Origin of the sequence: Sphingomonas sp. 2378 (assembly GCF_038084995.1) — a bacterium.
Taxonomy (GTDB): Bacteria; Pseudomonadota; Alphaproteobacteria; order Sphingomonadales; family Sphingomonadaceae; genus Sphingomonas.
Map to the genome: position 1 here is coordinate 18,185 of NZ_JAXCMJ010000021.1, position 20,994 is coordinate 39,178.

The window sequence follows — 20,994 nt, forward strand, 5'->3', positions numbered from 1 at the left end:
GGGCTTACTCCCGATCCCATCCTTTGGCCGGATAGGCGGGCAGGGCGATTCGATAATGGATCGCCGCCCCGCGCAGCACGAACCCGGCCAGCGCCGCGATCGGCCCGGCCAGCGGCACGCCCAAGAACGTCAGGATGACATAACTGGTCGACGCCAGCGCGGCGGCGGTGACGTAGAGTTCGGGACGCATCAGAATGGACGGCTCGCCCGCGATCACGTCGCGGATGATCCCGCCGACACAGGCCGACACCACCCCCAGCATCGCCGCCGGGATGGGCGAGATGCCATAGCCGCTCGCCTTGGCCGCGCCGTACACGGCATAGGCCGCCAACCCCACCGCATCGAACCAGTCGAGCGCGCTCCCCCGCCACCAGCGCTCGGGCGTCGCCCACACCGCGATCGCCGCCATCAGGCAGACCAGCGGCACGCGCGGATCATGCACCCAGAAGACCGGCGCATCGATCAACAGGTCGCGCAACGTCCCCCCGCCGACCCCGGTGATCAGCGCGAAGAAGACCAGCGTCACCATCGTCTGGCGATGCTTGGCGGCGACCAGCGCGCCCGAGACGGCGAACACCGCCAGCCCGGCAAGGTCGAGCCAGGGCATCACGGCGGGCAGCATGGCGGTCGGTTCGGGCAGCATCGCCACCGACCCTATAGCCCCTGTCCCGCACCGGAAAGGCCGTCCGCAAGATGAATGCGACGTTATCTCGCGTTCATGCAACGGACAGTAGAATATGGACGTTACGGCGTCAGATCATTTTGAAAGGAACAATGTCATGCGGAAATTGATGCTCGCCCTGGGTTGTACCGCGATGGTCGTCCCCTCGCTGGTCCTGCCGGCTACTGCCGCCGATGCGCAGCGTCGCTACAAGTATCGCGAATGGCGCGACGATCGCGGTCGCGTCCGCTGCCGCAAGCCCGATGGCACGACCGGTCTGGTCGTCGGCGGCGTCGCGGGTGCGCTGCTGGGGCGCACGATCGATACGCGCGGCGACCGGACGCTGGGCACGCTGGGCGGTGCCGCCGTCGGCGCGCTGGCGGGTCGCGAAGTCGAGCGCGGCACCAGCAACCGTCGCTGCCGCTAAATATCCACAGGCCGGTTCGCCGGAATGACGAAAAGGACGTCACCTTCGGGTGGCGTCCTTTTCTTTTGAAGGGAAGCAACTGTTGGCGCTGTCCCGATCGTGAACGGCACGTAGTTTTCGGTTCACGCAACAGGCCGACAAAGATGCGCGTTGAATCCGCATCATCATCGGGAGTCCAGTCATGCGTATCGCTCTCTTGTCGGCGACGATTGCCGCCACCGCCTTTGCCGCCATGCCCGTCGCCGCCCAGCGCAACGGATGGGAAGCACGCCAGGAATATCGCGAGCACGTTCGCGATGCCCGCCGCGAATATCGTGAAGATATCCGCGACGCGCGCAAGGACTATCGGCGCGACACACGCAATGTCCGTTGGCGCAATTACGACTATAACCGGTTCGAGCCGGGCCAGCGCGGCTATGACCCCCAACGCTATTATCGTGATGGCCGTTTCTATCAGCCCCGCACACTGGGACGGAACGACCGCATCTATCGCGGGATGAACGGTCGCTATTATTGCCGCCGCAACGACGGCACCACGGGGCTGGTGATCGGCGGTCTGGCGGGCGGTGCGCTGGGCAACATCATCGCGGGCGGCGGTTCGCGCCTTCTGGGCACGGTGATCGGCGCGGGCGGCGGCGCGCTGTTGGGCCAGCAGGTCGATCGCGGTCAGGTGCGCTGCCGCTGATCCGGCAGGCCGGACGATCGGGACGGCCTGGCGGGGAGACTCGCCGGGCCGTTCCTCGTTCAGATCAGGCCGCCACCCAGCATCAGGCGAAGGCCGAAGATCAGGATCAGGATCAGGTTGAGATTGCGCCCGCTGTTCCGCGACGACAGCGCGCCCACCGCCGCGCCGACGATCGCGATGGGGATGACGAACCAATAGCCCCAGGCGAAAAAGGGCAGGAACGGCACGATGCCGAGCATAAGCGCGACAAAGCCGATAAGGATCGAGAACAGGTTCAGCATGGCGGCAAGATGGCGTCGCTCTCGCCGATGCACAAGCGGCGCGCGGACGATCCCGCACCGGGACGCCGGGTTGGCAATGGGCGATTCGCCGTTAGGGATCACCCGCCGACCTCATGCTAGGGAAAGGGAATGATGGCCATGTCGCGACGAATCCTCGTTCCCCTGGGGTGTCTCCTGCTCGCGGGTTGCGGAAGCGGGCAGGATGACGATGCGCAACTCAACGCGCTCGACAAGGAACTGGCCGCGATGAACGAAGGCAGTCCGACGCGCGACCCGCAACTGCGCGAGGCGCTGGCCGCGCAGATCATGGTCGATCCCGGCCTGACCCAAAGCGCCAACGCCAATGCGGTGCGCCCGCCGAACCAGCCCGTCAGCGACATGCTGCCCTCGCTGCCGCTGCCCGCCGATCCGGTCGATGCCAAGACGCTGAAATCCGCGCCGCTGGCCGCGCGCGACTGCCCCGAATGTCGCGCCGCCGCCGGGGCCTTCACGCTCGCGGCCAAGGCGGGACAGCAGGCGGGCAATGCCGCTTGCGTGGACGGCCTGCGCTATTCGGCGGGCTGGGCGGGGCGTCTGCCCGCCGCGTTCGCCGTCTATCCGGGCGGTCAGGTGGCGGAGGCGGCGGGCAATGACGCTCAGGGTTGTGCCTTGCGGATCGTCAGCATCCGCACCTCCGCCCCGGTGGCCAAGGTCGTCGACTATTATTACACCCGCGCCTCGGGTGCGGGCTATTCCGCCGAGCACAAGATGGACGGCGCGCAGCATGTGCTGGGCGGCACGCGGGGGGATGCGGCCTATATGATCTACGCCACCGCGCGCACCGGGGGCGGCACCGATGTCGATCTTGTGGTGAAGGGCGGGTAGGGCACGACCTTGTTCCTCCCCTTGCAGGGGAGGAAAGGGGGCCCTCGACGGACGCTACGGCCCAAAACGCTTGTCCTTTGCGCCGAACGCGCGGTTGCGCTAGGGGGACGGGATTATGTCACCGCTTCTACTCGTGATGCTGGGCGGCGCGCTGGGCTCGGGGGGACGGTATTGGACGGGGCGGGTGCTGACCGATGCACTCGGCCCCGGCTTTCCGTTCGGTACGCTGGCGGTCAACTGGATCGGCTGTCTCGCCATGGGCCTGCTCGCGGGCACGCTGGCGCGGATCGGTGGGCATGAGGGGTGGCGGCTGTTCATCGGCGTCGGGGTGCTGGGGGGGTATACGACCTTCTCCGCCTTTTCGCTGGACACCATCACGCTGATCGAGCGGGGGCAGGGGGCGGTGGCGCTCGCTTACGTCGCGCTGTCTATATTGGGATCACTGGTCGCCTTGTGGGCCGGGCTTTCGTTGACGAGGATTTTCGCATGACGGACTCTGTCCGCCAATTCACGGTCGGCTATGACGATGACGGCATTCGGCTGGATCGCTGGTTCAAGCGGCATCTGCCCGAAACCAGCTTCACGACGGTCGCCAAATGGGCCCGCACCGGGCAGTTGCGCGTCGACGGCGCGCGCGCGACGCCGGGCGACCGCATCATCGCGGGCCAGGTGCTGCGCGTGCCCCCCGCCGAGCCCGCCCTGGTCGAGAACAGCAAGCCGACGATGCGCCCGCGCAACATCCTGTCCGAGGATGAAGAGGCGTTCGCGCGCGAGATGGTGATCCACAAGGATCGCGACGCGCTGGTCCTCAACAAGCCGCCGGGCCTGGCGACGCAGGGGGGGACCAAGACGACCACCCATGTCGACGGGCTGCTCGACGCGCTGCAATTCGAGGCGGAGGGGCGGCCCAAGCTGGTCCATCGGCTCGACAAGGACACCTCGGGCGCGCTGCTCGTCGCGCGCAATGCGCGGGCGGCGGCGTTCTTCGCCAAGGCCTTTTCGGGGCGCACCGCCAAGAAGATCTATTGGGCGCTGGTCGTCGGCGTCCCCTCGATCGAGGACGGCACGATCGAACTGCCGATCGCCAAACAGCCGGGCACCGGCGGCGAGAAGATGCATGTCGACGAGGAGAACGGCCAGGCGGCGCGCTCGCGCTACCGGGTGATCGAGCGGGCGGGCAATCGCTGCTGCTGGGTCGAGTTGCAGCCGTTCACGGGCCGCACCCATCAGTTGCGCGTGCACATGGCGGCGATCGGCCATCCGATCGTCGGCGACGGCAAATATGGCGGGGCGGCGGCGTTCCTGACCGGCGGGATCAGCCGCAAGATGCACCTGCATGCGCGCCGCATCCGGGTCGATCACCCGGATGGCGGGCGGATCGACCAGACCGCCGAACTGCCCAGCCACTTCGCCGAGTCGATGAACCAGCTCGGCTTCGACGAGATTCGCGGCGATGTCCTGCCCCAGGACGAGGATCGCGGTCCGCCGCCCAAGGACGTGCTGAAGCAGCGGGCCAAGGCGCATGCCAAACAATATCGCAAGGAACGCCGCGGCGAACGGCGGGGCCGGGGCGCGCGCTGATTCAATGCTCCCCGGTACGGGGAGGGGACCATGCGAAGCATGGTGGAGGGGGCGAGCCGCAAGGGGACGCCCTGTGTGGAATCCCCCTCCGTCAGGGCTTCGCCCTGCCACCTCCCCGTGCCGGGGAGGATCGTCAGGCGGCCCGCCCCAACAGATGCCGCCCGGTGCCGCGCAGCACCAGCGTCGCCAGAGCATAGCAACCCAGCGCCCCGGCCAACGCGACCGGCAGGATCCACAGGCCCATGACGTCCGGTGCGGCGGGCGGGTCGGTCAGGATGCCGAAGGCTCTGCCCTGGGGTAGCGACCACAGTCCGACATGGGCGGGGAATAGCGGCTTCGTCACGGCGACGGCGGCGAAGCAGAAGGCGAACAGATACAGCAGCATCGCCGCCAGCACCGCACCGAATGCCGCCACGCTGCGCCCCGACCGGACCAGCATCGCGCGGAGCAGGGGCGCGGGGCGATCCTCCGCCAAAGCACCCGCCAGCCGATATTCCTGAACGAACCGCGCCGCCAGCGCGTGCGGCGATCCCAGCGCCGACAGGCTGGCGTCCAGCCTCTCCGGTCCGGCGGCAAGGCTGTCGGTCAGATGGCTCTCGATCTCGCGGACGATACCGGTCCGATCCTCGGCGGGGATCGCCTGGAGCGACCAGCGGAGACGGCGCACATAGTCGGCGATGGTTCGGGCGGGCTCGGTCATGGCTGATCCTCCACTAGGGTCGTGATGGTGGTGCGAAAGTCGATCCAGGCGGCGCGCATCGCGGTGGCGAGCGCGGCCCCTTCCGCGGTCAGGCGATAATATTTGCGCGGATTGCCGCCCTCGGCGGGCAATTCCCAGCGCGCGGCGATGCGGCCCGATTTCTCCAACCGGCTGAGCAGCGGATAGAGCGTGCCCTCGCTGACCAGGTCACCGCCTCCGCGAATGCGTGCCAGGATCTCGACGCCATACGCCTCGCCGCGCGCGAGCACGCAGAGCAGCACCAGCTCGGCCGCCCCTTTGCGCAATTGTGACTGCCAGCCCGCAATATCCATATAGTCAACTATAACGCCATGTACCTTGCTATACAAGGTGCATGGCAAGACAAGGGTTGCAACACGGAAAACCCCGCCGACCAGAAGGCCGACGGGGCTCCGACGAAACCGGGGGAGGGGGCGAACCCCCTCGAAAACCGGGTGTTAGCGGCAATAGCCGGGGTTGTTCGACTTTTCGATCGCATGACCGGCCAGCGCACCGGCGCCGCCGCCCAGGACCGTGCCGAGCGTCCGGTCGCCCCGCGTGTCGATCGTACGGCCGAGCAGACCACCGGCGATCGCGCCGACGATGGTGCCCGTGGTGCCGCTGTTGCAGCGCTGCGGGCCGCGATTGTAATAACCGCGATCATAGCCGCCGCGACGGTCGTAATAGCCACGGTCATAGCCCGGACCACGGTTGTAACCGTCCGAATAGGCCCCGCCATAGGCGCGGTCATAGCGGTCATAATAACGCTGCGCCGAAGCGGCGGTGGGAACCATGGCCGTGGCGCCGACAGCAAGGGCAGCGGCAGCGAGCGAGAGCTTCTTGAACATCACAATCTCCCTTGATCTTCGATCCGGCGGCGGCGGGGCTTCCCGTCGTCGTTGATGCTCTTCTGCCCGATTCGCGATGTTCCGATGCTGAATGCGGTCGTTAGCTGTCGTTCATGCGAAACGCCATGCTTCCCCCATGGCCGCCATGCCGATAGGAGAGGGCGGATGACGCGACCGCGCCTTGCCCTGTTCGATTGCGACGGCACCCTTGTCGATAGCCAGGCCAATATCTGCCTCGCGGCGGTCGAGGCGTTCGCCCTGTCGGGCCTGACCCCGCCCCCGGCCTCCGCGATTCGCCGAATCGTCGGATTGAGCCTGGTCGAGGCGATGCGGGTGCTCGCCCCCGACCAGCCGGACGCAGCGCATCATCGCCTCGCCGCCGACTATAAGGCCGCCTTTTTCCGGCTGCGCACCGAGGGCGCGATGGAGCCCGAGCCGTTGTTCGAGGGGATCGCGGCGCTGCTCGACCATCTGGCCGAACAGGGCTGGCTGATGGGCGTGGCGACCGGCAAGTCCGATCGCGGTCTGGCGCGGGTGCTGGCCGAACATGGCCTGACGCATCATTTCGTCACGCTCCAGACCGCCGACCGCCACCCGTCCAAGCCCGATCCCTCGATGGTCCTTGCCGCCATGGCCGAGACCGGGGTGGCCGCCGAAGACGTGGCGATGATCGGGGATACGAGCTTCGACATGGCGATGGGCAAGGCGGCGGGCGCCTTCGCGGTCGGTGTCGCCTGGGGATATCATGACGTGCACGAACTGGTGAAGGCGGGGGCGGAGGTCGTCGCGCAGGAGGTGGCCGACCTGCCCACCCTGCTGGTGCGGCCATGAGCGAGGATATCGCACGCGCCCGGCGGCGCTGGCTGGTCATCGTCGCGGTGCGGCTGATCGGCGTGGCGGGTGCGGTGTTCGGCATCGTCCTGGCCTCGCGCGGGGTGGCCTGGCCCCACAAGGTGCTGGGCGTGGCGATCGTCCTGTCGGCGCTGGCGATGATCGCGATCGTGCCCGCCGGGCTGGCGCATCGGTGGCGGAGTGGTGGCGAGTGAAGCGTTTCTGGAAGCAGGTCGATGTCGATGCCGACCGTGTCGTACGGCTGGACGATCGCCCGGTGCGGACGCCGGGCCGTACCCCGCTGGCCCTGCCTACGTCGGCGCTGGCCGAGGCGGTGGCCGGGGAGTGGCGCTCGGTCGGCGAGACGGTCGATCCGCGGGCGATGCCGCTGACCGGGCTGGCCAATGCCGCGATCGACCGGATCGCGGTCGATCCGGCTCCCTTCGCCGCCGGGCTGGCGCGCTACGCCGAGAGCGATCTGCTCTGTTACCGCGCGGATTCGCCGCCGGAGCTGATCGTGCGGCAGGATGCGGTGTGGAACCCGCTGCTCGACTGGGCGCGTGACCGCTATGACGTTCACTTCACGCTGGTGACGGGGATCATGCACCAGCCGCAGCCCGAGGCGACCGTCGCGCGGCTGTCGCAGGCGGTGGCGGCACTGGGGGCGTTTCAACTGGCCGCGTTGTCACCGGTGGTGACGATCAGCGGGTCATTGATCCTGGCGCTGGCTCTGCTGGAGGGGGCGGCGGACGCCGATGCCGTGTGGACGGCGGCGCATGTCGACGAGGATTTCCAGGTCGAGCAATGGGGCGAGGATTATCTCGCGGTCGAAGCGCGCGGGGCGAAGCGTCGGGAGTTCGATGCGGCGGTCGGATTCTTGAAGGCGCTCGGGGGGTGATTTGCCTGCACGGAGCGTGCCGGGCTTTTGATCGATCCCGCCCTCCGTTCGCGTTCTGCAACTCCGGTCGCAACGTCTCGACTCGCCCACCCCTCGGTTCGCGCTGAGCGAAGTCGAAGCCCACGGGATTCCGCTGGCGGACAGGGCAGGGCGTGGGCTTCGACTTCGCTCAGCCTGAACGGGGGTGGGGGTGCTTCGCTTCTGCGGCCACTCCTCCGTTCGCTTGAACGTGGATGGAGTGCCGCTTCGCTTCCTGCTTCCACTCCTCCGTTTGCACTGAGCGAAGTCGAAGTGCACGCGACACCGCCGCCCCGAAGCGACGAACCCCTTACTTCGTCGTCAGCTTCCGGATGAATCCGATCAACCCGGTCTGGCGCGAACGCTTCAGCCGTTCGGCTTGCAGGATGGTCTTCACGCCCTGGAAGCATTTTTCGACATCGTCATTGACCAGGACATAGTCGTATCCGTCCCAGTGGCTGACCTCATTGGTCGCGCGGGCCATGCGCGCATCGATCACCTCGACCGAATCGGTCGCGCGGCGTTCGAGCCGCTGGCGCAACTCCTCCATCGACGGCGGGAAGATGAAGACGCGGACCACGTCGCCGCCAGCGATCTGGAAGAGCTGTTGCGCGCCCTGCCAGTCGATATCGAACAGCACGTCCTTGCCCGTCGCCAGCATCGCCTCGACCTGCGCGCGCGGGGTGCCGTAGCGATTGTCGAAGACATGCGCCCATTCGAGGAATTCGTCATTCGCCACCATCCGGCGAAATTCTTCCAGATCGACGAAGTGATAGTCCTTCCCATCGACTTCGCCGGGCCGCATGCCGCGCGTCGTCGCCGACACCGACATTTGCAGGCCGTCATCATCGGCCAGCAGCTTGCGCGCGATGGTCGACTTGCCCGCGCCCGAGGGGGAGGACAGCACGAACAACATGCCGCGGCGCTTCAGCTTGTGGGGATCGTCGGGATGGGCAGGCGAATTGGACATGCCTGCCTTTGACGCACGCGGTCGCAGCGCGTCAAGACATGCTTGACGCGCTGCGACCAGTGGAGCGGGAGGAAAGCGTCCCTTAGTAGCGGTCGCCCGCGATTTTACTCGCCTTGTGCCGGTCATAGGCCTTCTTGGCCGCATAGCCGCCACCCAGCAGCAGTCCGAGCGGACCCAGGCGGCGCATGCCGCCGACCGCCAGCGCGCCCAGCGCCGCGCCCTTCAGGCCGCTATTGCCGTCGCGGCGGCTGACTTCGCGCCCGACCAGCGCTCCCACGATCCGTCCGATCATTGCACCTCTCCGAAAACACGGTCCTTGAGTTCACCCGCGCCGCGCAGCACCGCCCATCCCACCGCATAGGTGATGGCGAGCGGCAGCACGATCTTCAGGACATTGGCGGTGACGGCACCGATCACCGCGCCGTCGCCGACCCCGTCGTCGCCCGACATCCCGTCGATGGCGGCGCCGACCAGCGCGCCGATTGTCGTTGCACCCATGCTCATGCCCTTCGTTGCTTGGGACAGGAAAAGCATGGGACGGGGGATGGGTTCCGTGAGGGCAAATCCTCCCCGGTACGGGGAGGTGGCAGGCCGAAGGCCTGACGGAGGGGGGCTTCCTCACGGGATGGCCTGTGCCGCACGCCCCCTCCACCACCGCTTTGCGGCGGTCCCCCTCCCCGTGCCGGGGAGGATTGATTGGGTTAACTCTTCGCCGCGACCTTGGCCTCGATCGCGTCCCAGATCAGCGCGGCGACATCGGTGCCGTCGAATTTCTCGATCGCGACGATGCCCGTGGGGGAGGTGACGTTGATCTCGGTCAGCCATTCGCCGCCGATCACGTCGATCCCGACGAACAGCAGCCCGCGCCGCTTGAGTTCCGGCCCGAGCACCGCGCAGATCTCGCGCTCGCGCTCCGTCAGCTCGGTCTTCTGCGCCGAACCGCCGACCGCCAGGTTGGAGCGAATCTCGCCTTCGCCCGGCAGGCGGTTGATCGCGCCCGCCACTTCGCCGTCGATCAGGACGATGCGCTTGTCGCCCTTGGCCACGGCGGGGAGGAACGCCTGGACCATGTGCGGCTCGCGATAGGCGGTGTTGAACACCTCGATCAGCGCGGACAGGTTCGCGCCGTCGCGCCCGACCTTGAAGATCGCCTTGCCGCCATTGCCGTGGAGAGGCTTGATGACGATCTCGCCATGCCTGGCCAAGAACGCACGCGCTTCGTCGAGCGAGCGGGTGACCAGCGTCGGCGGCATGAACTGCGGATAGTCGAGGACGAAGACCTTTTCCGGCGCGTTGCGCACGCTGCGCGGATTGTTGACCACCAGCGTCTTCTCGGCGACCCGCTCCAGCAAATGGGTCGCGGTGATATAGCCCAGGTCGAAGGGCGGGTCCTGCCGCATCAGCACGACATCGGCCTCATTGCCCAGATCGAGTTTTACGGGATCGCCGAAGTCGTAATGGTCGCCCGCGACCCGCTGGACGGTGACGGGGTGAGCCCTGGTCCAGAGATGCCCGTCCGACCAGTTGAGGTCGCCCGCATCGTAATGAAACAGCCTGTGCCCACGCGTCTGGGCGGAGAGCATCAGTGCGAAGGTCGAATCGCCCGCGATGTTGATCTGGTCCATCGGGTCCATCTGGACGGCGACGGTCAGTGGCTTGGACATGGGGACGTTCCTTCGTTCGGGCGGGTCTTTCGGCAGGGGAGGTAATCCTTCGCTCGTCCGCTGTCACCCGCACCAGGCATTTTCGATGTGACGCGGCCGGGTGCCCGGCGCGAGCAGGATCACGTCGACCCGGATATCGTCGCCTGGCCCGGCGTAAGTCGGCATCAGCACCTCGGCGGCGGCGGCCACCCGCGCGAGCCGCCGCTCGTCGATCGCGAAGTCCAGTTCGGCGGCGGTCTTGCGCGTCTTCACCTCGACGAACGCGACCAGCGACCCGCGCCGCGCGATCAGGTCGACCTCGCCCGCAGGCGTGCGGACGCGGCGGCCGAGGATGGTCCAGCCTTTCAGGCGCAACCACCAGGCGGCGAGGCGTTCACCGCGACGACCCGCCTCCTCGGCACGCTGCCGTTCGGGCGTCGGCCTTTTGGAGATGGGACGTCCGCTCTCACTCGCTGTCAGAGAACGGGTACGGGACCGTATGCGGACATGATCGGATGCCATGCCATATCGTGCGAAGCGCCATCGATCGGCGCAAGCCCGTATCGGTCCGGTTTCGTGTCGGCCCTTAGGCCGCCACGTCCTCGGGCGCAGTCAGCCAGGCCAGACTGTCTTCGGCGGGATCGAACACACGGAGATAGGGCTGGGTCATCAGTCGCCGGATCTGCTGGCGCCCGATCGCGCTGCCGTTGATCATCGCGATCCGGCTGGCACGGGGGAAGTCGCGCAGCGCTTCGTGCACCGTCATGATCGCATCCTTGGGCTGGACGTTGATCGCCGACATGTCGATGCGCAGCCGATAGCCGGGGCGGAAACCGCTGCGCCGGAAGGCGTCCAGCAATTCCCGGGCATAGCGCATGGCGATCTCGGGCGTGAAATGCCCGGTCCACTGGATGTCGAGCAGGTTGAGGTCGTGACGAAATTGGAAGGCGTACATGGGGAGCGGCTCCTGACATCTCCCTGCGCGCCCGATCCTTGCCGAATCGCTAATGCCGGACCCTAATCGCTTGAATTGCCGTCCTTCATCGCCAGTGCGCGGGCATAGAGCGCCTTGCGGTCGAGCCCCAGCGCCTTGGCGACCTCGCTTGCCGCGCGACCGACGGGCAGGCGGGTCAGCGCTTCGGCCAGCGCGGCGTCGGCATCCTGTTCGGTGGCGGGGGGCGCTTCGCCCGGTGGTGCGACGACGATCGCGATCTCGCCCTTGGGGCCCCCTTCGGCATAGCGGGCGGCGAGGGTGGAGAGGGTGCCGGTCACCGCCTCCTCGAACTTCTTGGTGATCTCGCGCGTCACCGCCGCCTCGCGGTCGCCCAATCCTTCCGCCAGCGCGGTCAGCGTCGCGGCGAGGCGGGGCCCTGATTCGTAGAGGACCAGCGTCGCCCGGATGCCCGCGATCTCGGCAATGGCGTCGGCGCGCGCCTTTTCCTTGGGCGGCAGGAAGCCCGCGAACAGGAACCGGTCGGTCGGCAGGCCCGCCAGCGTCAGCGCGGCGATGGCGGCGCAGGGGCCGGGGATCGTTACGACCATATGGCCCGCCGCGCGCGCATCGCGGACCAGCTTGTACCCCGGATCGGAGATGAGCGGCGTGCCTGCATCCGACACCAGAGCCACCGCCTGGGTTGCCATGCGGGCGATCAGGCCGGGGCGGACATGCTCGGCATTATGGTCATGATAGGGCTGCATGGGCCGCTTGATGCCGATATGGCGGAGCAGCCCGGCGGTCACGCGGCTGTCCTCCACCGCGATGACATCGGCCTTCGTCAATATGTTGGCTGCGCGGGGGGACAGATCGCCGAGATTGCCGATAGGGGTCGCGACGATGTACAGGCCGGGTTCGAGAATAGGTTCGGATTGGGTCACGGGGATCGTCATGACAGAGGCAGGGCTGTTCGTACAACCGGGGGCCGTCATTCCGCGCTCCGGAAAAATGGGGGCGGGGCGGTTGGGCCGCGCGGTGGCGCTGGCCGCGACGCTGTTTCTGGCGGCATGTCAGACGATCGTGCCGCGCGGGCCGGTCGAACAACCCCCGGTACGCCCCCAGCAAACCAGCCCGCGCCCCTCGACCGAGGTCGAGCCCGGCCTGCCGCGCGATACGGCGCGGCACCGCATCGCGCTGCTCGTGCCGTTATCGGGCAGCAATGCCGGGGTGGGCCAGTCGATCGCCAATGCGACGATGATGGCGCTGCTCGACGCGCAGGCGGACACGATCCGAATCACCAATTACGACACCACGCCCGGCGCGGCGGCGGCGGCGCAAAAGGCGATTGCCGAGGGCGCGCAACTGATCCTGGGGCCTTTGCTGTCCGAGGATGTCCGCGCGGTCGCCCCTGTCGCGCGGGCGGCGAAGGTGCCGGTCATCAGCTTCTCCAACGATGCGGGCGTGGCCGGGAACGGCACCTATCTGATGGGCTATACCCCCGCCCAGTCGATCGACCGGGTGGTCGATTATGCGCGCGGACGGGGCGTCACCAGCTTTGCGGGGCTGGTGCCCAACGGCCTTTATGGCGAGCGCGCCTCGACCGCCTTTCTTCGCGCGGTCGAAGGGGCGGGGGGGCAGGTCGTCTCGCTCCAGCCCTATGGCCGGGTCGCGGGCGGCATCGCGGGGGCGGCGCAGCGGCTGAGCGCCAAGGCACCCTATGACGCGGTGCTGATCGCCGATGGCGGCGCGGCGGCGGCGGCGGCGGCCCCGATCCTGAAGCGTGGGTCGGGCGCGACGACGCGATTGCTGGGCACCGAATTGTGGAATTCCGAATCGGGTATCGCCGCGCGGGCGCCGCTGAACGGGGCATGGTTCGCCAGCGTGTCGAACAACCTCTACCGCCAATATGCCACCAAATATCGCGCCCGGTTCAAGGCCGCGCCCTATCGCCTGTCGAGCCTGGGCTATGACGCGGTGCTGCTGACCGTGCGGATCGCGCGCGACTGGAAGATGAACGCGGCCTTCCCCGAGGCACGGCTGCGGGCGGCGGATGGTTTTTCGGGGATCGACGGCGCCTTCCGCTTCGGCCGCGACGGCGTGGCCGAGCGCGCGCTGGAGGTGCAGGAGATCCGCGGCGGCACGGCGGTGACGGTGTCGCCCGCGCCGACCGGGTTCGGGGATTGAGCGACGACGCCATCGTCGTGATGTGCGCGGCGGCCTCCCGCGAAGAGGCCGCCGTCATCGCCCAGGCGCTGGTGGAAGGGCGGCTGGCCGCCTGTGTTCAGATGATGCCGATTGAAAGCTGGTATCGCTGGAACGGCGCGGTGCAGCACGAGCCGGAGGTGATGCTGCACATCAAGACGCTTCGGAGCCGCTTCGCCCCATTGTGCGAGGCGATCGAGGCGCTGCACAGCTATGACGTGCCGGAGATCGTCGCCGTGCCGATCACCGACGCCTCGCCGCGCTATCTGGCGTGGTTGCGCGAGGCGGTGCAATGACGGTGCGTTAGGGGAACGGTCGCACCGTATCGAGCCGGCCAAAGCCCCTCCCCTTCAGGGGAGGGGTTGGGGTGGGGCCTTGTCCCGAGGGTTGCACTTGCAGAGCCGCTTCCCTTGACGGGATTCCTCTGCGAAAGCGGGTACATTGCCCGAAAACATATACCACCCCGGCGGAGGCCGGGGTCCAGTTGGTGCGCGATTAGAGTTGCTTGCAATCACGCCCTGACTGGACCCCGGCCTCCGCCGGGGTGGGCATGGATGAGTTTCGCAGAGGAATCCTGAAGGGGAGGGGAGCGGCGGACTTACCTCATCGCGCATCGAGTTCGTCGGTCACCACCACTTCCCGCAGGATCGCATCGAGCAGCAACGCGCCCGCATCGGTGACGATCAGCCGCTCGGCCTCCATCCGCACCAGCCCTTGCCGCGACAGCAGGGCCACCGCATCCCGGTCCACCATATAGCGTCCCCCGGCCAGCGTCGTCACGCGCGCCAGGTCCACGCCCTCGGTCAGGCGTAGCCCCATGACCAGCGCCTCGGTCGCGCGGGTGATGGGGGGGAGGGTTTCCTCCACCTCGATGCCATGGCCGTTGCGCTCAACCGCCGTCATCCAGTTTTCGGGTTTCTTGCGGCGCACGGTGGCCACACCCTCGCGTCGGCCATGTGCGCCAGGGCCGATCCCGGCATAGTCGCCATAGCGCCAATAGGTCAGGTTATGGCGGCTCTCCGCCCCGATCCGGGCATGATTGGAGGTTTCATAGGCGGGCAACCCGGCGGCGGCGGTGATCGCGCGCGTCGTCTCGAACAGGTCGGCGGCGGCATCGCCGTTGGGTATGGTCAGCCGCCCCGCCGTCGCCTCGGTATGGAAGCGGGTGCCCGGCTCGATGGTCAGTTGATAGAGCGACAGATGCTCGGTGCCATAGCCGATCGCACGGGTCAGCTCGGCCTCCCATTCGGCCAGAGGCTGGCCGGGGCGGGCATAGATCAGGTCGAAGCTGACCCGACCGAACAATCCTTGTGCCGTCTGGAGCGCGCGCAGCGCCTCGTCCACGCCGTGTGCGCGGCCCAGGAAATGCAGCGCCTCGTCATCCAGCGCCTGCACGCCCAGCGAGGCGCGGTTCACCCCGGCGGCGGCGAGATCGGCGAAGCGCGCCGCCTCGACCGAAGAGGGATTGGCCTCCAGCGTGATCTCGATCCCCTCGGCAAAGCCCCAATGGCGCTCCGCGGCGTCCAGGATCGCGGCGACGGTGGCGGGCGGCATCAGCGAGGGGGTGCCACCGCCGAAGAAGATCGACGTCAACCGCCGCCCCGGCAACGCCGCCGCCTCATGCGCCAGGTCGGCGAGCAGCGCCTTGGCCCACGCCGCCTGGTCCACCGATTCGCGGACATGGCTGTTGAAGTCGCAATAGGGGCATTTGGAGACGCAGAAGGGCCAATGGACATAAAGCGCCAGCGGGGCGGGAGCCAAAGGCGAAACGGTCGATATTGCGGAGGACATGATGCGCCCCGATATGGCGGCGATGGTCGCACTTCGCCATCTCTTATCGCTGCCCGTCCTTGCCGCCTTGCTGGCGGGATGCGGGCCCATGGTGTCCGCGCCAAAGGTGTCCGCTCAGGGCGGCTCGACCGAGCGCGCCCCCGCGCGGGTGGTGGAGCAACGCTCCTCCGACATACCCGCCGCACGCGGGGCGGGCCTGCTCCGTCAGGCGATGCTGGACGGCCACCGCGCGGCGCGGGCCGAGGTCGGGCTGCCGCCGCTGGTCTGGGACGACCGGCTGGCGGCGAGTGCCTTGGCCTATGCGCAGGAGATGGCCCGTACCGGGCGCTTCCAGCATGCCGAGCAGCCGCAGGGGCCGACCCGGCAGGGCGAGAATCTGTGGACCGGCACGCGCGGGGCCTATCGCTATGACGAGATGATGGGGCATTGGGTGGCGGAGAAGCGCGATTTCGTGAACCTGCCCATCCCCCAGGCCAGCCGCACCGGCCAGTTCGGCGACGTGGCGCATTACACCCAGATCGTCTGGGCCCGATCCACGGCGGTCGGTTGCGCGATGGCGAGCAACAGGCGCGACGACTTCCTCGTTTGCCGCTATAGCCCTACCGGTAACGTCGTCGGCGAGCGGAGCTTCTGACTCGCGCGGAACGGCGGGAAGGCAATATGCAATGGCGAATCCCTATGATCCGATGGCCTGGCTGACCTTCTGGACCGCGCCCGCACGCTTCGCGGTAATGGCGGGCGAATCGATGCTGAGCGCGCAGAGCGTGATGGCGACCCGTATGGGCGCGATGGCGACCGGCACATCCTCGGCGGCGGAAATGACCCTGATGGTCAGCGAGAAGGTGAAGGCTTTCGACCAGTCGGCCAAGGTCTGGAACCGCGATCAGGCGGCCTTGTCGAAACTGTCCCGACACGACCCGCGCGGCGGGATGCTGGATGCCTGGGAAACCATGGCGCGCGCGATGCTGATCGGCGCGTCGATGCCGCTCCAGGCGATGGCGCCGGTGCACCGCGCGGTGACCGCCAACCAGAAGCGGCTGGCCAAGGGTTAACTTCATCCTCCCCGGCACGGGGAGGGGGGCCATCCGAAGGATGGTGGAGGGGGGATCGCCGTAAAGGGCATCCTTTGCGGAAGCCCCCCTCCGTCAGGCCTTCGGCCTGCCACCTCCCCGTGCCGGGGAGGATTGTTTAGAATACCGCCTTCACCAACTGGCCGAACGCATCGGCGCGGTGGCTGATGCGGTTCTTTTCGTCCTGGTCCATCTCGGCGAAGGTTTCGGTATAGCCGATCGGCTGGAAAATCGGGTCATAGCCATGGCCCTTGTCCCCGCGCGGCGGCCAGACGATGGTGCCGTCGACGCGGCCCTCGAACCATTCGACATGGCCGTCGGGCCAGCCCACCGCCAGCGCGCAGACGAAATGCGCCGCGCGGCTCATGTCCGGTTCCTCGTTCAGCCGATCCTCGACCGCGCGCATGGCCATGGCGAAGTCCTTCTCCGGCCCCGCCCAGCGCGCCGAGAACAGCCCCGGATCACCGCCCAGCGCATCGACGCACAAGCCGCTGTCGTCGGACAGCGCGGGAAGCCCCGACAGGTCCGCCGCCGCCAGCGCCTTCAATTCGGCATTGGCGACGAAGGTGGTGCCGGTCTCCTCCGGTTCGGGCAGGTCCAGATCGCCCGCCGCGATCACCTCGACGCCGAAAGGGGCGAGCAGTTCGCGAAATTCGACGATCTTGCCCTTGTTGTGGCTGGCCAGCACCAGCTTGCCGGGTTCGAGCTTGCGGATTGCCTGACGGCCGTTTCCTTCGCCGCTCATGCGCGGATCGCCCGGTCCTGCGCGGCGAAGATCTCGGTACAGCCCATGCGCGCCAGGCGGAGCAGACGCAGCAGCGCCTCTTCGTCATAGGTGGCGTGTTCGGCGGTCGCCTGGACCTCGGCGATATGGCCGTTCTCGATCAGCACGAAGTTCGCGTCGGCATCGGCACCCGAATCCTCGATATAGTCGAGGTCGAGCACGGGCGTGCCCTGATGGATGCCGCAGGACACGGCGGCGACCTTGTGGCGGATCGGATCGCTGGTCAGCTTGCCCTCGGCGAGGAGCTTGTTGACCGCCATGCGCAGTGCGACCCATGCGCCCGAAATGGCGGCGGTGCGGGTGCCGCCATCGGCCTGGATCACGTCGCAGTCGAGCGTGATCTGCCGCTCGCCCAGCGCCTTCAGGTCGCAGACGGCGCGCAAGGATCGGCCGATCAGCCGCTGGATTTCCTGGGTGCGGCCCGACTGCTTGCCCTTGGCCGCCTCGCGGCTGCCGCGCGTGTGGGTGGCGCGGGGGAGCATGCCATATTCGGCCGTGACCCAGCCTTCGCCCTTGCCGCGCAGGAAGGGGGGGACGCGCTCCTCGACGCTGGCGGTGACGAGCACCTTGGTATCGCCGAACCCGATCAGAACCGATCCTTCGGCGTGGCGGGTAAAATTCGGCTCGATGGTGATGGGACGCATCTGGTCGGGCATCCGGCCGGACGGGCGCATAGTCTTCTCCTTGTTCCTTGACCCCAGCCCTAACCGCCCCCCGCGAATAGCGCCAGAGAGGACGGCGGCGATCGGAAGACACTCTATCTTCTCTGCGTCCTCTGCGCCTCTGCGCGACAAAATGGTTCACGCGAAGCCGCGAAGCCGCGAAGGCGCGAAGAGGGGACTGAAAATCTTCGTGCCTTCGCGGCTTCGCGTGAACACTCTCTTTTTTGCGCGCAGAGGCGCAGAGGGCGCGGAGAAGAAGAGAGGTCTTCCGATCGCGGTTGAGTGGCGCGCCGCGCGTGCCTACATTTCCGTCATGGTCACCCTACCGATCACCGAGCTGACCGACCGGGCGCGCGATATTTTTCGCGTGGTGGTCGACAGCTATCTGACCAGCGGCCAGCCGGTGGGGTCGAAGACGATCGCCTTGTCGGGGATCAACCTGTCGCCCGCCTCGATCCGCAACGTGTTGCAGGAACTGGAAGAGCGCGGGCTGCTCGCCGCGCCGCATACCAGCGCGGGGCGGATGCCGACCGACATGGGGCTGCGGCTGTTCGTCGACGGCATGATGCACGCGATGGAGCCGAGTATCGAGGAGCGTACCGCGATCGAGGCGCGCGCCGCGCGCTCCGGCCCAGTCGAGGAAGCACTTGCCGCCACCACGGCGGTGCTGTCCGGGCTGTCGGCCTGTGCGGGCCTCGTCATGGTGCCCAAGCGTGAGATGAAGTTGCGTTCGATCGGCTTCGTCCCGCTTTCGCCGACCCAAGCGCTGGCCGTGCTGGTGGCGGAGGATGGCGCGGTCGAGAATCGGGTGCTGGAATTGCCGCCGGGCATGACGGCGTCGGCGCTGATCGAGGCGGGCAATTACCTGTCCGCCACCCTCGCCGGGCTGACGCTGGGCCAGGCGCGTGAGCGGCTGGAGCGGGAACTGGCGGCTGGCCGCGCGGCGCTGGACGGCGCGGCGCGGGCGCTGGTCGAACAGGGACTGGCCGTCTGGAGCGAGGATGGCGAACGCCGTCCCATCCTGATCGTGCGCGGGCAGGGGCGGCTGATCGATGCCGCCGCCGCCGCCGATCTGGAACGGGTGCGCGACCTGCTCGACGATCTGGAAGGCAAGCAGGAGATCGCGCATCTGCTCGATTCCGCGCGCGCCGGGGATTCGACACGGATCTTCATCGGCGCGGAGAACAAATTGTTCGCGCTGTCGGGATCGTCGGTGATCGCGCGACCGTTTCGCGGGCTGGACGGCCAGGTGGTCGGTGTGGTCGGCGTAATTGGCCCCACGCGGTTGAACTATGCCCGCGTCGTGCCCATGGTGGATTTCACGGCGGCAACGCTTGCCCGGATGATGGGCTGAACAGGGATTATGATGAGCGACAACAAGACGAACGAAACCCAGACCGATCTTCGCGACGAAACGGCGGAGGCCGCGCCCGAAGTGGCGGGGCAGGACCGTCTGGCCGAGCTGGAGAACCAGTTGGCCGAGGCGAAGCAACAATATCTTTATGCCCAGGCCGAGATTCAGAATGTCCGCCGCCGCGCCGAAAAGGAATCGGCGGACGCGCGCAACTATGCCGCGACGTCCTTCGCGCGCGACATCCTGTCGGTTGCCGACAACCTCCAGCGCGCCCTGGCGACCATCCCCGCCGACCTGCGCGAGGATGACAAGTGGAAGGGGCTGGTGACCGGCCTCGATGCGACGGGCCGCGAGATGGACAGCGTGCTGGGCCGTCACGGCATCACGAAGATCGAGGCGATGGGCCAGACGCTGGACCCCAACAGGCATCAGGCGATGATCGAAATGCCCTCCGACCAGGAGCCGGGCACGATCGTGCAGGAGATGCAGTCGGGCTACATGATCAAGGACCGCCTGCTGCGCCCCGCGTTGGTGGCGGTGGCGAAGAAGCCGGACTGATCCGGTCCTTGCGTGATGCATGACGGAAGGGGCGGGCCGGTGGGTCCGCCCTTTTTGTATCGGAGTTCGGGGCTTTCCCTCCCCATCCCCTCCCGCCTGCGGGAGGGGCGTGCATGGGGCAGCCGCATTCCCGCCGTCGAGGATAGGGCGTACCCTCGCCGCGCATCGCGCCCCTCCCGCAGGCGGGAGGGGATGGGGGAGGGCCCCGCCCCAAGCGAAACCCCCTCGCTAAGCCCCCCGAAACGGCACCAAAGTCTCATATTGCGCCACCGGTGGCGCCCCCGCCACCACCGCTCCCCGCCGCAACAGGAACGCATGGCGCACGATCTCCGCTTGCTGCTCGATGCCATAGCGGCTGAAGGCCTGCCCTGGCTTCAGGGCATAGCTGTAGCGGCAAAAGGGATGGCGTTTCAGCGGCAGGAAGATACCCCGCTGATGCTGCCAGATATGCACCATCTCATGCACGAACAGCCCCTGTTCATGCAGCGGGCAGGCGCCGAAATCCTCGCGCCACAACCCACCCTCGGGATGGAAATGGATGCAGCCGGTCGGCGCCATCACCGTGTTGCGCGGTTGGAAGAACGCCCATTTGGTCGGGGACAGCCGCACCCGGTCATAATCGATCGCATCGCCGAAGACGCTTCGCGCCAGCGCTTCCTCCGCGGGAGTGAGGGGGCGTTTCGTCACGAACCCTGCGGTGCCGGATCGGCCGCGCCGATCACCCGTGCTCCCTGGCGCAGCCGGGTGCCGTCCGAAAAGGTCAGGAGCAGCGACAGGATGCGCCCCGGCTTCACGCCCGGATTCATGTCGTACAGCATCACATGCCGCCCGCCCGGCCGAAAGGCGACCGTGCCGCCCGCCGGGATCGGCACCGTGTCGACCTTCTTCATCGCCATTCCACCTTCGTGCATCTCGGACGTGATGGCGACATCGCTCCCGACCGAGATGAGGTCGAGGGGCTTCGGCCCGCCATGGACGACGAAATAGGCCGCCGCCGGGCGTCCCGGCACGGCGGCGAGGCGGACCCAGCCCTCCTCGGCATAAAGCTCGGGCTTTTGCGAGCATCCGGTCAGCGCCGCCGCCCCGACCAGTGCCGAAAGCCCCAGAAAAATGGCGCGACGCATGACAAACCCTCCCGTTTCGGCAAATCCTGACGCGACCCTAGGTTCCATCCAATCTTGCGGCAACGGATCGCCCACCTATATCCGGCCAGT

Annotated in this window: 31 protein-coding genes; 14 read left to right on the plus strand and 17 right to left on the minus strand. The window is 67.6% G+C overall.

Features of this window, described 5'->3' with window-relative positions; translation table 11 throughout:
- Positions 1 to 4: 4 nt before the first annotated feature.
- Positions 5 to 643 carry a trimeric intracellular cation channel family protein gene (locus SM191_RS11665; RefSeq protein WP_306999009.1) on the minus strand — a complete coding sequence of 213 codons (639 nt, stop codon included), beginning with the start codon at positions 641 to 643 and terminating at the stop codon, positions 5 to 7.
- A 136-nt stretch (positions 644 to 779) separates the two neighbouring features.
- Between SM191_RS11665 and SM191_RS11670 the strand changes: the two genes are divergently transcribed.
- Entirely contained in the window at positions 780 to 1,088 is a 309-nt protein-coding gene (locus SM191_RS11670) for a glycine zipper 2TM domain-containing protein (protein WP_306999011.1), read from the plus strand.
- 181 nt (positions 1,089 to 1,269) lie between these two features.
- On the plus strand, positions 1,270 to 1,773 hold the full coding sequence (locus SM191_RS11675; RefSeq protein WP_341506346.1) for a glycine zipper 2TM domain-containing protein: 504 nt from the start codon (positions 1,270 to 1,272) through the stop codon (positions 1,771 to 1,773).
- A 59-nt stretch (positions 1,774 to 1,832) separates the two neighbouring features.
- Here the strand turns inward: SM191_RS11675 and SM191_RS11680 are convergent, their stop codons facing one another.
- The gene (locus SM191_RS11680; RefSeq protein ID WP_267434441.1) at positions 1,833 to 2,054 is read right to left on the minus strand and encodes a hypothetical protein; all 222 of its coding nucleotides are present in this window, start codon (positions 2,052 to 2,054) and stop codon (positions 1,833 to 1,835) included.
- Positions 2,055 to 2,192: 138 nt separating this feature from the next.
- Between SM191_RS11680 and SM191_RS11685 the strand changes: the two genes are divergently transcribed.
- From SM191_RS11685 to SM191_RS11695, 3 genes are all read left to right on the plus strand, one after another.
- Positions 2,193 to 2,918 (plus strand): hypothetical protein, encoded by a 726-nt coding sequence (locus SM191_RS11685; protein ID WP_341506347.1) that lies wholly within the window; start codon positions 2,193 to 2,195, stop codon positions 2,916 to 2,918.
- 115 nt (positions 2,919 to 3,033) lie between these two features.
- Positions 3,034 to 3,408 carry a fluoride efflux transporter CrcB gene (gene crcB, locus SM191_RS11690; protein WP_341506348.1) on the plus strand — a complete coding sequence of 125 codons (375 nt, stop codon included), beginning with the start codon at positions 3,034 to 3,036 and terminating at the stop codon, positions 3,406 to 3,408.
- Positions 3,405 to 4,499 (plus strand): RluA family pseudouridine synthase, encoded by a 1,095-nt coding sequence (locus SM191_RS11695; protein WP_261269231.1) that lies wholly within the window; start codon positions 3,405 to 3,407, stop codon positions 4,497 to 4,499. The genes crcB and SM191_RS11695 overlap by 4 nt, the downstream gene beginning before the upstream one ends.
- A gap of 133 nt (positions 4,500 to 4,632) precedes the next feature.
- On the opposite strand, the gene SM191_RS11700 is transcribed toward SM191_RS11695, so the two are convergent.
- From SM191_RS11700 to SM191_RS11710, 3 genes are all read right to left on the minus strand, one after another.
- Positions 4,633 to 5,199 (minus strand): HAAS signaling domain-containing protein, encoded by a 567-nt coding sequence (locus SM191_RS11700; protein WP_341506349.1) that lies wholly within the window; start codon positions 5,197 to 5,199, stop codon positions 4,633 to 4,635.
- The gene (locus SM191_RS11705; RefSeq protein WP_341506350.1) at positions 5,196 to 5,531 is read right to left on the minus strand and encodes a PadR family transcriptional regulator; all 336 of its coding nucleotides are present in this window, start codon (positions 5,529 to 5,531) and stop codon (positions 5,196 to 5,198) included. Before SM191_RS11705 ends, SM191_RS11700 begins: the two co-directional genes overlap by 4 nt.
- A 144-nt stretch (positions 5,532 to 5,675) precedes the next feature.
- Positions 5,676 to 6,065: a glycine zipper 2TM domain-containing protein gene (locus SM191_RS11710; protein WP_341506351.1), complete on the minus strand. Its 390-nt coding sequence runs from the start codon at positions 6,063 to 6,065 to the stop codon at positions 5,676 to 5,678.
- A 165-nt stretch (positions 6,066 to 6,230) separates the two neighbouring features.
- On the opposite strand from SM191_RS11710, the gene SM191_RS11715 reads away from it, so the two are divergent.
- Genes SM191_RS11715 through SM191_RS11725 form a run of 3 tightly spaced genes read left to right on the plus strand, consistent with a single transcriptional unit; the run spans position 6,231 to position 7,794 of the window.
- Positions 6,231 to 6,896, plus strand: a complete 666-nt coding sequence (locus SM191_RS11715; protein ID WP_341506352.1) for an HAD-IA family hydrolase — start codon at positions 6,231 to 6,233, stop codon at positions 6,894 to 6,896.
- Positions 6,893 to 7,111: a hypothetical protein gene (locus tag SM191_RS11720; RefSeq protein ID WP_267434449.1), complete on the plus strand. Its 219-nt coding sequence runs from the start codon at positions 6,893 to 6,895 to the stop codon at positions 7,109 to 7,111. Before SM191_RS11715 ends, SM191_RS11720 begins: the two co-directional genes overlap by 4 nt.
- Positions 7,108 to 7,794, plus strand: coding sequence for an ATP12 family chaperone protein (locus tag SM191_RS11725; RefSeq protein ID WP_341506353.1), 687 nt, complete (start codon positions 7,108 to 7,110; stop codon positions 7,792 to 7,794). Before SM191_RS11720 ends, SM191_RS11725 begins: the two co-directional genes overlap by 4 nt.
- Before the next feature lie 328 nt (positions 7,795 to 8,122).
- On the opposite strand, the gene gmk is transcribed toward SM191_RS11725, so the two are convergent.
- The 7 genes from gmk to rsmI form a co-directional block, all read right to left on the minus strand.
- The gene (gmk, locus tag SM191_RS11730; protein WP_341506354.1) at positions 8,123 to 8,782 is read right to left on the minus strand and encodes a guanylate kinase; all 660 of its coding nucleotides are present in this window, start codon (positions 8,780 to 8,782) and stop codon (positions 8,123 to 8,125) included.
- A gap of 82 nt (positions 8,783 to 8,864) precedes the next feature.
- Complete coding sequence (locus SM191_RS11735) at positions 8,865 to 9,074, minus strand: hypothetical protein (RefSeq protein WP_267434452.1); 210 nt, start codon at positions 9,072 to 9,074, stop codon at positions 8,865 to 8,867.
- Complete coding sequence (locus tag SM191_RS11740; protein ID WP_341506355.1) at positions 9,071 to 9,280, minus strand: hypothetical protein; 210 nt, start codon at positions 9,278 to 9,280, stop codon at positions 9,071 to 9,073. The genes SM191_RS11735 and SM191_RS11740 overlap by 4 nt, the downstream gene beginning before the upstream one ends.
- A gap of 203 nt (positions 9,281 to 9,483) precedes the next feature.
- Positions 9,484 to 10,446, minus strand: coding sequence for a glutathione synthase (gene gshB, locus SM191_RS11745; protein ID WP_341506356.1), 963 nt, complete (start codon positions 10,444 to 10,446; stop codon positions 9,484 to 9,486).
- Positions 10,447 to 10,509: 63 nt separating this feature from the next.
- Complete coding sequence (locus SM191_RS11750) at positions 10,510 to 10,947, minus strand: YraN family protein (protein WP_341506357.1); 438 nt, start codon at positions 10,945 to 10,947, stop codon at positions 10,510 to 10,512.
- Between the two features lie 64 nt (positions 10,948 to 11,011).
- Positions 11,012 to 11,380, minus strand: a complete 369-nt coding sequence (locus tag SM191_RS11755) for an STAS/SEC14 domain-containing protein (RefSeq protein ID WP_341506358.1) — start codon at positions 11,378 to 11,380, stop codon at positions 11,012 to 11,014.
- Between the two features lie 62 nt (positions 11,381 to 11,442).
- Positions 11,443 to 12,312, minus strand: a complete 870-nt coding sequence (gene rsmI, locus SM191_RS11760) for a 16S rRNA (cytidine(1402)-2'-O)-methyltransferase (protein WP_341506359.1) — start codon at positions 12,310 to 12,312, stop codon at positions 11,443 to 11,445.
- Positions 12,313 to 12,367: 55 nt separating this feature from the next.
- Here rsmI and SM191_RS11765 point away from each other — a divergent pair, with 55 nt between their 5' ends.
- Together SM191_RS11765 and cutA are read left to right on the plus strand one after the other, a co-directional pair.
- Positions 12,368 to 13,543, plus strand: coding sequence for a penicillin-binding protein activator (locus SM191_RS11765; RefSeq protein WP_341506382.1), 1,176 nt, complete (start codon positions 12,368 to 12,370; stop codon positions 13,541 to 13,543).
- Positions 13,540 to 13,857 carry a divalent-cation tolerance protein CutA gene (gene cutA / locus SM191_RS11770; protein ID WP_341506360.1) on the plus strand — a complete coding sequence of 106 codons (318 nt, stop codon included), beginning with the start codon at positions 13,540 to 13,542 and terminating at the stop codon, positions 13,855 to 13,857. The genes SM191_RS11765 and cutA overlap by 4 nt, the downstream gene beginning before the upstream one ends.
- A 307-nt stretch (positions 13,858 to 14,164) precedes the next feature.
- Here the strand turns inward: cutA and hemW are convergent, their stop codons facing one another.
- The gene (gene hemW, locus SM191_RS11775; protein ID WP_341506361.1) at positions 14,165 to 15,352 is read right to left on the minus strand and encodes a radical SAM family heme chaperone HemW; all 1,188 of its coding nucleotides are present in this window, start codon (positions 15,350 to 15,352) and stop codon (positions 14,165 to 14,167) included.
- Here hemW and SM191_RS11780 point away from each other — a divergent pair.
- Entirely contained in the window at positions 15,351 to 15,986 is a 636-nt protein-coding gene (locus SM191_RS11780; RefSeq protein WP_341506362.1) for a CAP domain-containing protein, read from the plus strand. The genes hemW and SM191_RS11780 overlap by 2 nt on opposite strands.
- A 31-nt stretch (positions 15,987 to 16,017) precedes the next feature.
- Positions 16,018 to 16,404 (plus strand): hypothetical protein, encoded by a 387-nt coding sequence (locus tag SM191_RS11785; RefSeq protein ID WP_341506363.1) that lies wholly within the window; start codon positions 16,018 to 16,020, stop codon positions 16,402 to 16,404.
- A gap of 136 nt (positions 16,405 to 16,540) precedes the next feature.
- On the opposite strand, the gene rdgB is transcribed toward SM191_RS11785, so the two are convergent.
- Both rdgB and rph read right to left on the minus strand, forming a co-directional pair.
- Positions 16,541 to 17,167 carry an RdgB/HAM1 family non-canonical purine NTP pyrophosphatase gene (gene rdgB, locus SM191_RS11790; RefSeq protein WP_341506364.1) on the minus strand — a complete coding sequence of 209 codons (627 nt, stop codon included), beginning with the start codon at positions 17,165 to 17,167 and terminating at the stop codon, positions 16,541 to 16,543.
- On the minus strand, positions 17,164 to 17,880 hold the full coding sequence (gene rph / locus SM191_RS11795; RefSeq protein ID WP_306999052.1) for a ribonuclease PH: 717 nt from the start codon (positions 17,878 to 17,880) through the stop codon (positions 17,164 to 17,166). Before rph ends, rdgB begins: the two co-directional genes overlap by 4 nt.
- Positions 17,881 to 18,181: 301 nt before the next feature.
- On the opposite strand from rph, the gene hrcA reads away from it, so the two are divergent.
- Both hrcA and grpE read left to right on the plus strand, forming a co-directional pair.
- Complete coding sequence (gene hrcA, locus SM191_RS11800; protein WP_341506365.1) at positions 18,182 to 19,222, plus strand: heat-inducible transcriptional repressor HrcA; 1,041 nt, start codon at positions 18,182 to 18,184, stop codon at positions 19,220 to 19,222.
- A 12-nt stretch (positions 19,223 to 19,234) separates the two neighbouring features.
- The gene (grpE, locus tag SM191_RS11805) at positions 19,235 to 19,780 is read left to right on the plus strand and encodes a nucleotide exchange factor GrpE (protein ID WP_341506366.1); all 546 of its coding nucleotides are present in this window, start codon (positions 19,235 to 19,237) and stop codon (positions 19,778 to 19,780) included.
- Positions 19,781 to 20,008: 228 nt separating this feature from the next.
- On the opposite strand, the gene SM191_RS11810 is transcribed toward grpE, so the two are convergent.
- Together SM191_RS11810 and SM191_RS11815 are read right to left on the minus strand one after the other, a co-directional pair.
- Positions 20,009 to 20,467 (minus strand): vgr related protein, encoded by a 459-nt coding sequence (locus SM191_RS11810; protein ID WP_341506367.1) that lies wholly within the window; start codon positions 20,465 to 20,467, stop codon positions 20,009 to 20,011.
- Positions 20,464 to 20,904 (minus strand): copper chaperone PCu(A)C, encoded by a 441-nt coding sequence (locus SM191_RS11815; protein ID WP_341506368.1) that lies wholly within the window; start codon positions 20,902 to 20,904, stop codon positions 20,464 to 20,466. The genes SM191_RS11810 and SM191_RS11815 overlap by 4 nt, the downstream gene beginning before the upstream one ends.
- Positions 20,905 to 20,994: the final 90 nt, after the last annotated feature.

Bases quoted from the DNA above. Each gene is read 5' to 3' on its own strand.
- SM191_RS11670 (WP_306999011.1), top strand. From the start codon at position 780: ATGCGGAAATTGATGCTCGCCCTGGGTTGTACCGCGATGGTCGTCCCC.
- gmk (WP_341506354.1), bottom strand. From the start codon at position 8,782: ATGTCCAATTCGCCTGCCCATCCCGACGATCCCCACAAGCTGAAGCGC.
- rsmI (WP_341506359.1), bottom strand. From the start codon at position 12,312: ATGACGATCCCCGTGACCCAATCCGAACCTATTCTCGAACCCGGCCTG.
- hemW (WP_341506361.1), bottom strand. From the start codon at position 15,352: ATGTCCTCCGCAATATCGACCGTTTCGCCTTTGGCTCCCGCCCCGCTG.
- SM191_RS11715 (WP_341506352.1), top strand. From the start codon at position 6,231: ATGACGCGACCGCGCCTTGCCCTGTTCGATTGCGACGGCACCCTTGTC.
- SM191_RS11705 (WP_341506350.1), bottom strand. From the start codon at position 5,531: ATGGATATTGCGGGCTGGCAGTCACAATTGCGCAAAGGGGCGGCCGAG.
- SM191_RS11700 (WP_341506349.1), bottom strand. From the start codon at position 5,199: ATGACCGAGCCCGCCCGAACCATCGCCGACTATGTGCGCCGTCTCCGC.
- SM191_RS11695 (WP_261269231.1), top strand. From the start codon at position 3,405: ATGACGGACTCTGTCCGCCAATTCACGGTCGGCTATGACGATGACGGC.
- SM191_RS11785 (WP_341506363.1), top strand. From the start codon at position 16,018: ATGGCGAATCCCTATGATCCGATGGCCTGGCTGACCTTCTGGACCGCG.
- SM191_RS11780 (WP_341506362.1), top strand. From the start codon at position 15,351: ATGATGCGCCCCGATATGGCGGCGATGGTCGCACTTCGCCATCTCTTA.
- SM191_RS11675 (WP_341506346.1), top strand. From the start codon at position 1,270: ATGCGTATCGCTCTCTTGTCGGCGACGATTGCCGCCACCGCCTTTGCC.
- grpE (WP_341506366.1), top strand. From the start codon at position 19,235: ATGAGCGACAACAAGACGAACGAAACCCAGACCGATCTTCGCGACGAA.
- SM191_RS11685 (WP_341506347.1), top strand. From the start codon at position 2,193: ATGTCGCGACGAATCCTCGTTCCCCTGGGGTGTCTCCTGCTCGCGGGT.
- SM191_RS11765 (WP_341506382.1), top strand. From the start codon at position 12,368: ATGGGGGCGGGGCGGTTGGGCCGCGCGGTGGCGCTGGCCGCGACGCTG.
- SM191_RS11815 (WP_341506368.1), bottom strand. From the start codon at position 20,904: ATGCGTCGCGCCATTTTTCTGGGGCTTTCGGCACTGGTCGGGGCGGCG.
- SM191_RS11740 (WP_341506355.1), bottom strand. From the start codon at position 9,280: ATGGGTGCAACGACAATCGGCGCGCTGGTCGGCGCCGCCATCGACGGG.
- SM191_RS11750 (WP_341506357.1), bottom strand. From the start codon at position 10,947: ATGGCATCCGATCATGTCCGCATACGGTCCCGTACCCGTTCTCTGACA.
- rdgB (WP_341506364.1), bottom strand. From the start codon at position 17,167: ATGAGCGGCGAAGGAAACGGCCGTCAGGCAATCCGCAAGCTCGAACCC.
- SM191_RS11665 (WP_306999009.1), bottom strand. From the start codon at position 643: ATGCTGCCCGAACCGACCGCCATGCTGCCCGCCGTGATGCCCTGGCTC.
- SM191_RS11755 (WP_341506358.1), bottom strand. From the start codon at position 11,380: ATGTACGCCTTCCAATTTCGTCACGACCTCAACCTGCTCGACATCCAG.
- gshB (WP_341506356.1), bottom strand. From the start codon at position 10,446: ATGTCCAAGCCACTGACCGTCGCCGTCCAGATGGACCCGATGGACCAG.
- SM191_RS11710 (WP_341506351.1), bottom strand. From the start codon at position 6,065: ATGTTCAAGAAGCTCTCGCTCGCTGCCGCTGCCCTTGCTGTCGGCGCC.
- SM191_RS11720 (WP_267434449.1), top strand. From the start codon at position 6,893: ATGAGCGAGGATATCGCACGCGCCCGGCGGCGCTGGCTGGTCATCGTC.
- SM191_RS11680 (WP_267434441.1), bottom strand. From the start codon at position 2,054: ATGCTGAACCTGTTCTCGATCCTTATCGGCTTTGTCGCGCTTATGCTC.
- hrcA (WP_341506365.1), top strand. From the start codon at position 18,182: ATGGTCACCCTACCGATCACCGAGCTGACCGACCGGGCGCGCGATATT.
- rph (WP_306999052.1), bottom strand. From the start codon at position 17,880: ATGCGCCCGTCCGGCCGGATGCCCGACCAGATGCGTCCCATCACCATC.
- SM191_RS11735 (WP_267434452.1), bottom strand. From the start codon at position 9,074: ATGATCGGACGGATCGTGGGAGCGCTGGTCGGGCGCGAAGTCAGCCGC.
- crcB (WP_341506348.1), top strand. From the start codon at position 3,034: ATGTCACCGCTTCTACTCGTGATGCTGGGCGGCGCGCTGGGCTCGGGG.